General features: G+C 73.9%; 12 protein-coding genes. 11 read left to right on the top strand and 1 reads right to left on the bottom strand.

What is annotated here, in order from left to right; genetic code table 11:
- The first annotated feature begins 36 nt into the window (after positions 1–36).
- From egtA to ABT238_RS08860, 6 genes are all read left to right on the top strand, one after another.
- Entirely contained in the window at positions 37–1419 is a 1383-nt protein-coding gene (egtA, locus tag ABT238_RS08885) for an ergothioneine biosynthesis glutamate--cysteine ligase EgtA (RefSeq protein ID WP_502884223.1), read from the top strand.
- Positions 1416–2834 (top strand): ergothioneine biosynthesis protein EgtB, encoded by a 1419-nt coding sequence (egtB, locus tag ABT238_RS08880; protein WP_350563969.1) that lies wholly within the window; start codon positions 1416–1418, stop codon positions 2832–2834. The genes egtA and egtB overlap by 4 nt, the downstream gene beginning before the upstream one ends.
- Positions 2834–3571 (top strand): ergothioneine biosynthesis protein EgtC, encoded by a 738-nt coding sequence (egtC, locus tag ABT238_RS08875; protein WP_350756252.1) that lies wholly within the window; start codon positions 2834–2836, stop codon positions 3569–3571. Before egtB ends, egtC begins: the two co-directional genes overlap by 1 nt.
- A gap of 129 nt (positions 3572–3700) precedes the next feature.
- On the top strand, positions 3701–4696 hold the full coding sequence (gene egtD / locus ABT238_RS08870; RefSeq protein WP_350756250.1) for an L-histidine N(alpha)-methyltransferase: 996 nt from the start codon (positions 3701–3703) through the stop codon (positions 4694–4696).
- Between the two features lie 118 nt (positions 4697–4814).
- A complete protein-coding gene (locus tag ABT238_RS08865; protein WP_350756248.1) occupies positions 4815–6251 on the top strand; it encodes a sugar porter family MFS transporter in 1437 nt (478 codons plus the stop codon).
- A gap of 134 nt (positions 6252–6385) precedes the next feature.
- On the top strand, positions 6386–7630 hold the full coding sequence (locus ABT238_RS08860; protein WP_350756246.1) for a nitric oxide synthase oxygenase: 1245 nt from the start codon (positions 6386–6388) through the stop codon (positions 7628–7630).
- Here the strand turns inward: ABT238_RS08860 and ABT238_RS08855 are convergent.
- Positions 7573–8268 (bottom strand): TetR/AcrR family transcriptional regulator C-terminal domain-containing protein, encoded by a 696-nt coding sequence (locus ABT238_RS08855; RefSeq protein ID WP_350563978.1) that lies wholly within the window; start codon positions 8266–8268, stop codon positions 7573–7575. The two genes, ABT238_RS08860 and ABT238_RS08855, sit on opposite strands and share 58 nt — an antisense overlap.
- Positions 8269–8407: 139 nt before the next feature.
- Between ABT238_RS08855 and ABT238_RS08850 the strand changes: the two genes are divergently transcribed.
- From ABT238_RS08850 to ABT238_RS08830, 5 genes are all read left to right on the top strand, one after another.
- The gene (locus ABT238_RS08850) at positions 8408–9556 is read left to right on the top strand and encodes an acyl-CoA dehydrogenase family protein (RefSeq protein ID WP_350756244.1); all 1149 of its coding nucleotides are present in this window, start codon (positions 8408–8410) and stop codon (positions 9554–9556) included.
- A 69-nt stretch (positions 9557–9625) separates the two neighbouring features.
- Positions 9626–10813 carry a thiolase family protein gene (locus ABT238_RS08845; RefSeq protein WP_350756242.1) on the top strand — a complete coding sequence of 396 codons (1188 nt, stop codon included), beginning with the start codon at positions 9626–9628 and terminating at the stop codon, positions 10811–10813.
- A gap of 134 nt (positions 10814–10947) precedes the next feature.
- Positions 10948–11706 carry a 3-oxoacyl-ACP reductase FabG gene (gene fabG / locus ABT238_RS08840; protein ID WP_350563982.1) on the top strand — a complete coding sequence of 253 codons (759 nt, stop codon included), beginning with the start codon at positions 10948–10950 and terminating at the stop codon, positions 11704–11706.
- Between the two features lie 112 nt (positions 11707–11818).
- Positions 11819–13201, top strand: a complete 1383-nt coding sequence (locus ABT238_RS08835; RefSeq protein ID WP_350756240.1) for a S53 family peptidase — start codon at positions 11819–11821, stop codon at positions 13199–13201.
- A gap of 246 nt (positions 13202–13447) precedes the next feature.
- Positions 13448–14047 (top strand): hypothetical protein, encoded by a 600-nt coding sequence (locus ABT238_RS08830; protein WP_350756238.1) that lies wholly within the window; start codon positions 13448–13450, stop codon positions 14045–14047.
- Positions 14048–14056 lie beyond the last annotated feature (9 nt).

Raw genomic sequence — 14056 nt, 5'->3', positions numbered from 1 at the left:
CCGGGCCGCACCCGTGTCCCGAGGATGGTGAGTCCGGTGATACCCCTTCGACCGCCCAACCAGACCGACCGGCGGAGCACCGCGCCGCGCACCGACGCCGCGACCCCGCGCACCGACGCGGTGACCCCGCTCACCGAGTCGGCCGCCCGCAGCCACGTGGCGGGCGTCTGCTTCAAGATCGGGCCGCCCCGGCTGGTGGGCGTCGAGGTCGAGTGGTTCGTCCACGACGACCGATGTCCCGACCGGCCGGTCCCCCCTGAACGGCTGCACGCCGCACTGGACGCACTGCCACTCGGCGGACCCGACGGGACCTCGCTCCCGTCCGGCTCCCGCCTCACTCTCGAACCCGGCGGTCAGGTCGAGCTCAGCTCCCCGCCCGCCGACAGCCTCACCGGATGCGTCGCCGACACCAGGCGCGACCTCGGAGCCCTGCGGGCCGCCTTCGCCGCCCAGGGCCTGCGGCTCACCGGCACCGGCACCGACCCGCTGGGCCGCCCCCGCACGATGGTGCTGGACCATCCGCGCTACCTCGCGATGCAGCGCCACTTCGACGCCGCGGGCCCCTGGGGCCGGATCATGATGACCGGCACCGCCTCGCTCCAGGTCTGCCTGGACGCCGGGGCGGAGGACGGCCCGCACGCCCTGGAGCGCCGCTGGCTGCTCGCCCACCGGCTCGGCCCGGTGCTGGTCGCCGCCTTCGCCAACTCCCCGCTGCTGGACGGCCGCCCCACCGGGCACCGCTCCACCCGGCAGACCGTCTGGTCCCGGATGGACCCCACCCGCACCCTCGCCCCCGCGCCCGGGGACGGCGACCCGCGCGAGTCCTGGGCCGGGTACGTCCTGGACGCCGAGGTGCTCTGCGTGCGCCGCCACGACGGCCTGCCGTGGACCGCCCCGGCCGGGCTGACCTTCCGCGACTGGCTGCGCGGCGCCGGCGAGCGCCCGCCCACCCTGGCCGACCTCGACTACCACCGCACCACGCTCTTCCCGCCGGTGCGCCCGCGCGGCCACCTGGAACTGCGGATGATCGACGCCCAGCCGGGCGACGGCTGGATCGTGCCGACAGCCCTGGTCACCGCGCTGCTGGACGACCCCCTCGCCGCGGACGCCGCGCTCGCCGCCCTGGAACCGCTGCAGCCGCCCCCGGGCGAGGACGGCCCGCCCGCGCCGCGCAGCGACGTCTGGCGCCGGGCCGCCGCCCTGGCCACCGCCGACCCCGAGCTGCGCCACGCCTCGCTCGCCTGCTTCGCCGCCGCGGACGCCGCGCTGGGCCGGATGCCCGGCGCCGAGCGGCTGCGCGCCACCCTCGCCGCCTACGCCGAGCGCTACCCCGCGCGCGGCCGCTGCCCGGCCGACGACCAGCTGGACGCCCTGCGCACCGGCACCCGACGCACTCCCCCGGAGGAGGCCGCACCATGATCGACGACGCCCGCGAGGCCGGGACCACTCCCCCGTCGGAGACCCTGGCGCCGGAGGCTCCCGCCCCGGACGCGATCGCCCCGGAGGCGCTGCGCGAGACGATCGCCGCCGAGCTGCTGGCCGCCCGCGCCCGCACCGCCGCGCTCACCGACTGCGTCGAGGACCACGACCTCACCGCCCAGCACTCCCCGCTGATGTCCCCGCTGGTCTGGGACCTCGCGCACATCGGCAACCAGGAGGAGCTCTGGCTGCTGCGCAACGTCGGCGGCCGGGACCCGATGCACCCCGAGATCGACCCGCTCTACGACGCCTTCGAGCACCCGCGCGCCGAGCGCCCGAGCCTGCCGCTGCTGCCGCCCGCCGAGGCCCGGGCGTACGCGGGCGAGGTCCGCGGCCGGGTGCTCGACCTGCTCGCCGCCAGCCCCCTGGAGGGCGCGCCGCTGCTGGCCGCCGGGTTCGCCTTCGGCATGATCGCCCAGCACGAGCAGCAGCACGACGAGACCATGCTGATCACCCACCAGCTCCGCACGGGCGAGCCCGCGCTGGCCGCTCCCCCGCCGCCGCCCGCCCCGGCGGACGCCGCCGCGCTGCCCGCCGAGGTGCTGATCCCGGCCGGCCCGTTCACCATGGGCACCGACACCGAGCCGTGGGCGCTGGACAACGAGCGCCCCGCCCACCGCGTCGACCTGCCCGCCTACCGGCTGGACACCACACCGGTCACCAACGCCGCCTACCTGCGCTTCATCGAGGACGGCGGCTACGACGAGCCGCACTGGTGGACGCCCGAGGGCTGGGCGCACCGGCGCAGCGCCGGCCTGAGCGCACCGCTGTTCTGGCGCCGCGAGGACGGCCAGTGGCTGCGCCGCCGGTTCGGCGTGCTGGAGCCGGTGCCGCTCGACGAGCCGGTGCTGCACGTCAGCTGGTACGAGGCGGACGCCTACGCCCGCTGGGCCGGGCGCCGGCTGCCGACCGAGGCCGAGTGGGAGAAGGCCGCCCGGCACGACCCGGCCACCGGCCGCTCCCGGCGCTACCCGTGGGGCGACGGCGCGCCCGGCCCCGAGCACGCCAACCTCGGCCAGCGCCACCTGCGCCCGGCCCCGGCCGGCAGCTACCCGGACGGCCGCTCCCCCTACGGGGTGCGGCAGCTGATGGGCGACGTGTGGGAGTGGACGGCCAGCGACTTCCACCCCTACCCGGGCTTCCGGGCCTGGCCCTACCGGGAGTACTCGGAGGTGTTCTTCGGGCCGGAGTACAAGGTGCTGCGCGGCGGCTGCTTCGCGGTGGCGCCGGTCGCCTGCCGGGGCACCTTCCGCAACTGGGACTACCCGGTCCGCCGGCAGATCTTCGCCGGGTTCCGCACCGCCGCCGACGTCGACGACGGCTCCGGCCCCGGGGTCGTCGCGGAGGCCGGCTGATGTGCCGCCACCTCGCCTACCTGGGCGAGCCGGTGGCACCCGGGACGCTGCTGGTGGAGCCGCCCTTCGGGCTCTACCGGCAGTCCTGGGCGCCGCGCCTGCAGCAGTACGGCACGGTCAACGCGGACGGCTTCGGCCTCGGCTGGTACGCGGACGGCGACGAGGTGCCGGCCCGCTACCGCCGGGCCGGGCCGGTCTGGGCGGACGCCTCGTTCGCCGACCTCGCCCGCGTCCTGCGCACCCGGGCGCTGCTGGCGGCGGTCCGCTCGGCCACCGAGGGCTGCGCGGCGGGCGAGGAGGCGGCCGCGCCGTTCGCCGCCGGGCGCTGGCTGTTCAGCCACAACGGGGCGCTGGCCGGCTGGCCGGAGCGGACCGGCGCGCTCGCCGCGCTGCTGCCCCCGCAGGAGTTGCTCGGCCTGGTGGCGCGCACCGACTCGGCGCTGCTCTGGGCGCTCACGCTGCACCGGCTGCGGGCGGGCGCCGGGCTCGGCGAGGCGCTGGCCGGCACCGTCGCCGAGACGGCCGCGCACACCACCGGGCGGATCAATCTGCTGCTCACCGACGGCCGGGAGATCGCCGCCACCGCCTGGGGCGACACCCTGCACCACCGCACGGTGCCCGGGCTCGGCGTGCTGGTCGCCTCCGAGCCCTCCGACGACCTTCCCGGCTGGACGGTCGTGCCGGACCGCTCGCTGCTGCTGGCCGGTCCGGACGGGGTGACCGTCAAGCCGCTCTGAACGCGGCTGCCCCGGTCCGGCCGGCCGCCTGGCCGCGACTGGCCGGTCGACCGGCGGACCGGCCGACCGGCCGACCGGCCGACTCAAGGTCCACATCTCTTCACTTCCTGAACAGAGGATCCACCTGTCATGAGCACCTTTGATCTCACCCGGCTGCTGCCCTCCGACCACTTCAGCACCGCGCTGCGGCACGACGTGCGGACCGGCCTGACCGCCGAACCCAAGTGGCTGCCGCCCAAGTGGTTCTACGACGCGCGGGGCAGCGAGCTGTTCGAGGAGATCACCCGACTGCCGGAGTACTACCCGACCCGGGCCGAGCGGGCGATCCTCACCGCCCGGGCCGGCGAGATCGCCGCCGCCACCCGGGCCCGCACCCTGGTGGAGCTGGGCTCCGGCTCCTCCGAGAAGACCCGGCTGCTGCTGGACGCGCTGCGCGACCTCGGCACGCTGGAGACGTACGTACCGGTGGACGTCAGCGAGAGCGCGCTGACCTCGGCCGGCGAGACGCTCGCCGCCGACTACCCGGGCCTCGCGGTGCACGGCGTGCTGGCCGACTTCACCGCCCGCCTCGACCTGCCGCCGGCCGGCGGCCCGCGGCTGGTCGCCTTCCTCGGCGGCACCCTCGGCAACCTGCTGCCGTCCGAGCGGGCCGCCTTCCTGCGCGGGCTGGGCTCCGCGCTCGGCCCGGACGACTCGCTGCTGCTCGGCACCGACCTGGTCAAGGACCCGGCGGTGCTGGTCGCCGCCTACGACGACGCGGCCGGGGTGACCGCGGAGTTCAACCGCAACGTGCTCAACGTGCTGAACCGCGAGCTGTCCGCCGACTTCGAGCCGGAGGCGTTCGCCCACGTGGCGCGCTGGGACGCGGAGCAGGAGTGGATCGAGATGCGGCTGCGCTCGCTGGTCACGCAGACCGTGAAGATCCCGGCGCTGGACCTGCCGGTGCACTTCACCGAGGGCGAGGAGCTGCGCACCGAGGTCTCGGCGAAGTTCCGCCGCGAGCGGGTCGCCGAGGAGCTGGCGGCGGCCGGCCTGCGACTGGCGGCCTGGTGGACGGACGAGGAGGGGCGATTCGGGCTCTCGCTGGCCCAGCCGGCCGGGGAGGGCGGCCTGATCGGTATTTGATCGTTCACCTTACTAATGGCTCAAGGGATTTGGGCAGGATCCCACGTACAACACTTGAACATTGAGGGGTTACGATCTCGGCTACCGAACTCAGCGTGGAGTACCAGGAGTCAAGATCGTGAGCGTCACCCAGCAGTCCGCGGGCCCCTCGGGGGCGACGACCGGGCCGGCACCGTCCGGCCGGCTCGGCTTCGTCGTCTTCATCACCGCCGCCGCAGCCCTCGGCGGGTTCCTGTTCGGCTACGACAGCTCCGTGATCAACGGCGCGGTCTCCGGCATCCAGGAGAAGTTCGGTGTCGGCGACGGTGTGACCGGTCTGATCGTCTCCTCCGCGCTGCTGGGCTCGGCGGTCGGCGCCGCGCTGGCCGGCCGGTTCGCCGACCGCTACGGCCGGACCACCGTGATGAAGGCCGGGGCGCTGCTCTTCGCGGTCAGTGCGATCGGCTCGATGCTGCCGTTCTCCGCCTGGGACCTCGCCCTGTGGCGCGTCCTCGGCGGAGCCGCCATCGGCATCGCCTCGGTGATCGCCCCGACCTACATCGCCGAGGTGGCGCCGGCGAAGTACCGCGGCCGGCTGGCCTCCTTCCAGCAGGCCGCCATCGTGCTCGGCATCGCGATCTCGCAGCTGGTCAACTGGCTGCTGGCGAACGCCGCCGGCGGCGACACCCGAGGCCACCTGCTCGGCCTGGAGGCCTGGCAGTGGATGCTCGGCATCTGCGTGGTGCCGGCCGCCGTCTACTTCGTGCTCGCCTCGACCATCCCCGAGTCCCCGCGCTTCCTCATCTCGGCCGGCCGGCTGGACGAGGCCCGCACCGTCCTGATCGGGATCGAGGGCGAGGGCCGCGACACCGACGCCCGGATCGCCGAGATCCGGGGCCTGATCGCCTCCGACCACCGCCCGCGCTTCCGCGACCTGCTCGGCGGGCGCTTCGGCCTGCTGCCGATCGTCTGGGCGGGCATCGGGCTGTCCGTGTTCCAGCAGCTGGTCGGCATCAACGTGATCTTCTACTACTCGTCGATCCTCTGGCAGTCGGTGGGAATCGACCAGTCCAACTCGCTGCTGATCAGCTTCATCGGCTCGGTCATCAACATCCTCGGCACCGTGATCGCGATCCTGCTGGTCGACCGGATCGGCCGCAAGCCGCTCGCGCTGATCGGCTCGGCCGGCATGGCCGTCGCGCTGGGCGCCTGCGCCTGGGCGTTCTCCTCCGCCACCGGCAGCGGCGAGGACGTCGCCCTGCCCGACCTGCAGGGCACCGTGGCGCTCATCGCCGCCAACGCCTTCGTGCTGTTCTTCGCGCTCTCCTGGGGCGTGGTGGTCTGGGTGATGCTCGGCGAGATGTTCCCCAACCGGATCCGCGCCGCCGCGCTCTCGCTGGCCGCCTCCGCGCAGTGGATCGCCAACTGGGCGATCACCGTCTCGTTCCCGGCCCTCTCGCGCTGGAACCTCTCGGCCACCTACCTCGCGTACGCGGTGTTCGCGGCGCTGTCGCTGGTGTTCGTGGCGCGCTTCCTCAAGGAGACCAAGGGCGTGCGCCTGGAGGACATGGGGTAGCCCCCGCGTGGGACAAGCCTCCCGCGCGGCCTCCGGCCCCCGCACCCTAGCGTGAAGACGCCGGGGGCGGGGGCCGAATCGTTCACTCGCTGCGGCGGCGCGGACACCTCCGGTATCCCTGTGCGGCAGGAGGGATGTCCTTGATCTTCGACCGGCTTCGCACCCGCAGCACGCGCCGATCCGCCGCCACCGCCCGCGCCTGCCCCTACTCACACGCCCACGTCCACGGCCACCTGGTGCCGGAGGAGTCCGCCGGAGCGTCCGCGCCTTCGCCTTCGCAGGCACCCGACCGACCCTTCACCGACCCCCGGCAGGCCGCCGAGTTCATCCGGCGGTTCCACGCCGAGCAGCCCGCCGCCGGCGACCCGGACGCGCGGATACGCGCCGTCCTCGACGAGATCGACCGCACCGGCAGCTACCAGCACACCCCCGCCGAACTCGCCCACGGCGCCAGGCTCGCCTGGCGCAACGCCGCCCGCTGCATCGGCCGGCTCTACTGGCGCAGCCTGGTGGTGCGCGACCTGCGCCACCTCTCCTCCGCAGACGACATCGCCACCGAGTGCTTCGAGCACCTGCGCACCGCCACCAACGGCGGGCGGATCCGCCCGGTGATCTCCGTGTTCGCCCCCGACCGGCCCGGCCGCCCCGCCGCCCGGATCCTCAACCAGCAGCTGGTCCGCTACGCCGGCCACCCCGGCCCGGACGGCCGGTGGATCGGCGACCCGGCCGGCGCGCAGCTGGCCGCCCGGGCCCGCGACCTCGGCTGGAAGGGTGGCGAGGAGCGGTTCGAGGTGCTGCCGCTGCTCGTCCAGGAACGGGCCGGCGAGCGGCCCAGCTGGTACGAGCTGCCCGAGGACACCACCCTGGAGGTCCGGCTCTCGCACCCCGGGCACCAGTGGTTCGCCGATCTCGGCCTGCGCTGGTACGCGGTGCCGGCGATCAGCGACCTCACGCTGGAGATCGGCGGCGTGCGCTACCCCACCGCGCCGTTCAACGGCTGGTACATGGGCACCGAGATCGGCGCCCGCAACCTCGCCGACGCCGACCGCTACGACATGCTGGCGACCGTCGCCGACCGGCTCGGCCTGGACACCTCCAGCGACCGCACGCTCTGGCGGGACCGCGCCCTGGTGGAGCTGAACATCGCGGTGCTGCACTCCTTCGAGGAGGCCGGGGTGACCATGGCCGACCACCACACCGAGTCCGAGCGGTTCCTGCGGCACGTGGCGCGGGAGAAGCGCGCCGGCCAGCCGACACCCGCCGACTGGAGCTGGATCGTGCCGCCGGTCTCCGGCGGGCTGACCCCCGTCTACCACCGGTACTACGACCCGGTGGACCCCGCGCTGCGCCCGGCGTTCGTGGCCCGCGAGCCCTGGTGACCCGGCCGCTCCAGCCGTTCGAAGCGCAGCTCCAGGCCGTCGAGGAGCGCCTCCAGGCCCGTCTCGAAGGCGCCCTCGTCCACCGCCGCCCGGTGCTCGGCCAGCCGGTGCGCCTCGCCGAGGTGCGGGTAGTCGGCCGCGTCGTACACCCCGGCGTCCTCCGGGAAGCCGGCCGCGAAGGAGGCCAGCGCCGAGCCGGTGACGAAGTACCGCATCAGCGCGCCGACCCTGGTCGCCTGCCCGCGCGGCCAGCCGGCCTCGACCAGGTGGCCGAAGACGGCGTCGGCCAGCCGCAGCGCGTTCGGCCGCCGCCCCGGCCCCTGGGCGAGCACCGGGACGATGTTGGGGTGGGCGGCGAGCGCGGCGCGGTAGGAGCGGGCCCAGTCGCGCAGCGCCCGCGGCCAGGGCGTGCCGGGCGCGAACATCGACAGGTCGACCTCGCCCATCACCCCGTCCACCACCGCGTCCAGCAGCTCGTCCTTGGTGGCGAAGTGGTTGTAGAGGGAGGGCCCGCTCACCGAGAGCTCGCCGGCCAGCCGGCGGGTGGAGAGCGCGGCCAGCCCCTCCTCGTCGACCAGGCGCAGCGCGGCGGCGACGATGCGTTCGCGGTTGAGCAGGGGGGTGCGCGGGCGGGGCATCGGCGCGGTTCCTCCGGTGGGTGCGTCCGGTCGGGTGGGGGGTGGACCGATTCTGGCAGGTGCCCCTTCCCAGCGCGGCCGGTCGGGGCTACAGTCCCCTCGTAAAACTTGCAGCGCTAGTTTAACCGGGAGCGCCCCGATGGACCTCGAACTCTCCGGGGAACAGGCCGCCGTCCGCGCACTCGCGGCCTCCTTCACCGACCGCGAGATCGTGCCGCACGCCGCCGCCTGGGACCGCGCCGAGTCGGTCGACCGCGCGATCGTCGGCAAGCTGGGCGGCCTCGGCTTCCTCGGCCTGACCATCCCCGAGGAGTACGGCGGCAGCGGCGGCGACCACCTCGCCTACTGCCTGGTCCTGGAGGAGCTGGGCCGGGGCGACTCCGCCGTGCGCGGCATCGTCTCGGTCTCGCTCGGCCTGGTCGCGAAGTCGGTCAACGCCTTCGGCAGCGAGGAGCAGAAACGGCACTGGCTGCCCCGGCTCACCTCCGGCGCGGCGCTCGGCTGCTTCGCCCTCACCGAACCCGGCACCGGCTCCGACGCCGCCAACCTCACCACCCGGGCCGTGCGCGAGGGCGAGCACTGGCTGCTCAGCGGCACCAAGACCTTCATCACCAACGGCACCTGGGCCGACGTCGCGCTCGTCTTCGCCCGCACCGGCGAGAGCGGCCACCGGGGCATCACCGCCTTCCTGGTCCCCACCGAGTTGCCCGGCTTCACCCGCACCGAGATCCACGGCAAGCTCGGCCTGCGCGGCCAGGCCACCGCCGAACTCTCCTTCGACCGCGTCCGGGTGCCCGACAGCGCCCGGCTCGGCGAGATCGGCAAGGGCTTCACCGTCGCCATGGCGGCGCTCGCCAAGGGCCGGATGTCGGTGGCCGCCGGCTGCGTGGGCATCGCCCGGGCCTGCCTGGACGCCGCCGTACGCTACGCCGGCGAGCGCGAGCAGTTCGGCGCGCCGATCGCCTCGCACCAGCTGGTGCAGCAGTTGCTCGCCGGGATCGCCGTGGACGTCGAGGCCGCCCGGCTGCTCACCTGGAAGGTCGCCGACCACATCGAGCGCGGCCTGCCGTTCGCCACCGAGTCCTCCGTCGCCAAGCTGTTCGCCGGCGAGGCGGCGGTGCGGGCCGCCAACAACGCCCTCCAGGTGTTCGGCGGCTACGGCTTCATCGACGAGTACCCCGTCGGCAAGTACCTGCGCGACGCGCGGGTGATGACTCTCTACGAGGGCACCAGCCAGATCCACCAGTTGCTCATCGGGCGCGCGCTCACCGGCGTCAGCGCCTTCTGACCCACGTTTCCTCGTTCCCGAAAACTCGACACCTCGACACCTCGACACCTCGACAAGGAGCCCGACGTCGTGCGTCCTGTCTACTTCGCCGCAGCCCGCCGCACACCCATCGGCCGGCTGCGCGGAGCGCTCGCCACGGTCCGCCCGGACGACCTCTCGGCCACCGTGCTGCGCGCCCTGCTCGCCGGCCTGCCCTCCCTCGACCCGGCCCGGATCGACGACGTCTACTGGGGCGCCGCCAACCAGGCCGGCGAGGACAACCGCAACGCCGCCCGGATGGCCGTGCTGCTCGCCGGGCTGCCCGACAGCGTCCCCGGCGCCACCGTCAACCGCCTCTGCGCCTCCGGCCTGGAGGCAGTCACCATGGCCGCCCGGGCCATCGGATCCGGCGAGGCGGACGTCGTGCTCGCCGGCGGCTGCGAGTCGATGACCCGCGCCCCCTTCGTCCTCCCCCGCCCCGACGAAGCGCTGCCGCACCGGATCGAGACCTTCGACACCCGGCTCGGCTGGCGGCTCACCCACCCCCGGATGGCCGAGCTGCACGGCGTGCTCTCCATGGGAGAGACCGCCGAGGAGGTGGCCGCCCGGTTCGGCATCACCCGGGAGCGGCAGGACGCCTTCGCGCTGCGCAGCCACCAGCGGGCCGCCGCCGCCCGCGAGGACGGCCACTTCGACGCCGAGTTGGTCCCGGTCGAGCGGCCCGACGGGGTGAGTGTCGAGGCGGACGAGTCGATCCGCGAGGACACCAGCCTGGAGAAGCTGGCCCGGCTCAAGCCCGCCTTCCGCCCCGGCGGCACGGTGACGGCGGGCAACGCCTCGCCGATGAACGACGGCGCGGCCGGGCTCGTCCTGGTCAGCGAGGAGGCGCTGCGCGAGTTCGGCCTGGAGCCGCTCGGCCGGTACGTGGCCGGCGCCTCGGCGGGCGTGCACCCGGACGTGATGGGCATCGGGCCGGTGCCGGCCACCCGCAAGGCGATCGCCCGGGCCGGCTGGACGCTGGACGCGGTCGAGGAGGCCGAGCTGAACGAGGCCTTCGCCGCCCAGGTGCTGGCCTCCGTCGACCAGTTGGGGATCGACCCGGAGCTGGTCAACCCGACCGGCGGCGCGATCGCGCTGGGCCACCCGCTCGGCGGTTCCGGCGCCCGGATCCTCACCACCCTGCTGCACCGGATGCGCCGCACCGGCGGGCGCCGGGGCCTGGCCACCATGTGCGTGGGGGTCGGCCAGGGCACGGCGGTGCTGGTGGAGTCCGCCTGAGGGCCGGGGGCCGAGGGCTCACGACTGACAACTGACAAATAACAGATGACAGCTGACAGATTTCAGATAACAGATTTCAGATAACAGATTCTGTCAGCTGTCAGCCGGACCTCCACCTCCCGAGGAGCAGCACCATGACGCGTTTCGCAGGCAGGGTCGCCGTCGTCACCGGCGGCGCGCAGGGCATCGGCGCGGCGACCGCGCGCCGGCTGGCCGAGGAGGGCGCGGCGGTGGCCGTGGTCGACCTCTCGGCCGAACGGGCCGCCGGAACGGCCGGGGAGATCACCGCCAAGGGCGGCACGGCCCGGGCGTACGGCTGCGACGTGGCCGACTACGACGCCGTCGAGGAGGTCTTCGCCCGGATCGCCGAGGACCTCGGCGGCCTGCACATCCTGATCAACAACGCCGGGATCACCCGGGACAACCTGTTCTTCAAGATGCCCAAGGCCGACTGGGACGCGGTGCTGACGGTCAACCTGACCAGCGCCTACAACTGCAGCCACGTGGCGCAGAAGTACATGGTGGCGCAGAAGTGGGGCAAGATCGTCTCGCTCAGCTCGCGCTCGGCGCTCGGCAACCGCGGCCAGGCGAACTACGCCGCCGCCAAGGCCGGGATCCAGGGCCTGACGGCGACCCTCGCCATCGAGCTGGGCCCGTTCAACATCAACGTCAACGCGGTGGCCCCCGGCTACATCGCCACCGCGATGACCGCCGCGACGGCCGCCCGGGTCGGCGCCACGGCCGAGGAGCACCAGTCCGAGGTGTCCGCCCGCACCCCGCTGCGGCGGGTCGGGCAGCCGGAGGAGATCGCCTCGGTGGTCGCCTTCCTCGCGAGCGAGGACGCCTCGTACGTCAGCGGCCAGACGCTGTACGTCAACGGCGGGGCGCGCTGACACGGGCTGACACGGGCAATTCTTCTGACGCCGGGTCAGCAGACCGTCCCTGGTGGTGGGTTACCTTCGCCGGGGACGGTCCCGACCTCTTCCCAGCGCCCCGAGGAGCCCGATGGCAAGCCCGCACCCCGTTCGCCGTGCCCTGGCCCTGCTCGCCGTCGGGGCCACCGCCCTCGCGGCCGGCGCCGTCTCCACCGGCACCGACACCCGCGCCTCCGCTTCCGCCGCCGCCCCGGCCGCCCACCGCGCCGCCGGCGTCCACGTCCGCCCCGCCTCGGCCGGCCGGGTGAGCGCCGTCGGCCGCACGGCGCCGCTGAGCACCTCGCAGTGCCTCGGCGAACTCGGTATCCACTGCTACTCCCCGCTCCAGTACCGCGAGGCCTACAACCTCGGCCCCCTCTACCGGGAGGGCGTCACCGGCAAGGGCCGCACCATCGTCATCGTCGACTCCTTCGGCTCGCCCACCATCCAGCACGACCTGGAGGTCTTCGACCGGCAGTGGGGCCTGCCCGACACCCAGGTCGAGGTGATCAAGTGGGGCGACGTCCCACCGTTCGACCCCACCAACCCCGACCACACCGCCTGGGCGGGCGAGGCCACCCTCGACGTCGAGTACGCGCACGCCATCGCGCCGGACGCCCACATCATCCTGGTCGAGACCGGCATCGCCGAGACGGAGGGCACCACCGGCCTGCCCGAGATGATGGACGCCGAGCGGGCCCTCATCCGCGCCGGCCGGGCCGACGTCGTCTCGCAGAGCTTCGGCGCCACCGAGAACACCTTCCCCGGCTTCGACGAGGGCGACTTCCGCTCGCTGACCGACCTGCGCTACGCCTTCGAGGAGGCCGCCGCGCACGACGTCACCGTGCTCGCCTCCTCCGGCGACGCCGGCGCCACCGACTACCAGCAGAACGGCACCGACCTCTACCCCTACCGGGTCAACTCCTGGCCCTCCTCCGACCCGCTGGTCACCTCCGTCGGCGGCACCCAGCTCACCCTCGACGACGCCGGCCGGCGCACCGCGCCCGACAAGGTCTGGCACGACGCCTACGGCGCGGGCGGCGGCGGGGTCTCCGGCGTCTTCGAGCGGCCGCTCTACCAGGCGGGCGTCGCCGCCGTCACCGGCAACCACCGCGGTACCCCCGACATCAGCATGAGCGCGGCCGTCGACGGCGGCGCGTGGACGTACGAGTCCTACGACCCCGCCCGGGCCGGCTGGCACCTCACCGGCGGCACCAGCGAGGCCGCGCCGGTCTTCGCCGGCGTGGTCGCCCTCGCCGACCAGCTCGCCGGCCACCGCCTCGGCCGGCTCAACTGGCGCCTCTACGCCCTCGATCTGCTCCCGGCGCAGCGGAGCGGCCTGGTCGACGTGACCACCGGGGACAACTCCTGGGACGGCGTCACCGGCTACCGGGCCACGAGGGGCTACGACCTCGCCAGCGGCCTCGGCACCATCGACGCCCACCGCTTCGTCCACGCCCTCGCGGGCCGCTGAAGCCGGTTGTGGAAGGCCGGCCCCGGGCAGGTCGGAGTTCGGTGGTGCCCTGCGGGTTCCCATGGTCCGGGCGAGGCTGCGCATGGGGGCGACGGCTTGCACCGCGTGGTGCAGGCCGTCGCCTTCCTGTCGGCGATCCCGGGCGCCGGGCGCAGGAGACACTCTGGTCGCGCAGAAACAGATCTGACACGATCTCACCCGAATCAGCGCAAGCTGTGGAGCTTTCGAGAAGATCCGAGGCCGACTTTGAAGACCTTACGCAACCGCGTACCGCATCTGGTGGCGTTCGCGCTGCTGCTCCTGGGAATGATGACCGGCGCAACGGCGCAGGCGCAGGCGGCTCCTCAGCAGGTCACCGCCAGCAGGACCATCTGCTCCAACGAGCCCGTCCCGACCGGGTGGGTCATCACGCACTCGTCCGGCAGCCGCAACTGTCCCAGCACCCGCGTCGAGTACTCCATCAGCGATTCGAGCGGGCAGACGTACTTCGACGTGTGCTCCTTCTCGCCCATCCCGGCGGGGTGGGCCGTCACGGGCTCGTACAGCGGCAGCCGAACCTGCGCCGGAAGCGGCGTCGACTACACCATCAGGAACACCGCCGGCCTGACCACCGCCTGGCCGTGCTCCTTCTCCCCGATCCCCACCGGATGGGTCGTCACGAGCGCGCGCAGCAGCACGACCTGCGCCGGAAGCGGTGTCGAGTACACCATCGAGAACATCACCAACAAGACGTCCGCCGTGGTGTGCTCCTACTCCCCCCGTCCGGCGGGGTGGGTCGTCACCGGCTCGTCCAACAGCAACGTCTGCGTCGGCACCAGCTACGTCCTCTCCATCAGCAGGACCTGACCAGCGGGT

Source organism: Kitasatospora sp. NPDC001527 (assembly GCF_040298605.1).
Taxonomy (GTDB): domain Bacteria; phylum Actinomycetota; class Actinomycetes; order Streptomycetales; family Streptomycetaceae; genus Kitasatospora.
Note: the sequence above shows the minus strand (reverse complement) of the source record. Positions and strands in the feature narration are given on the sequence as shown.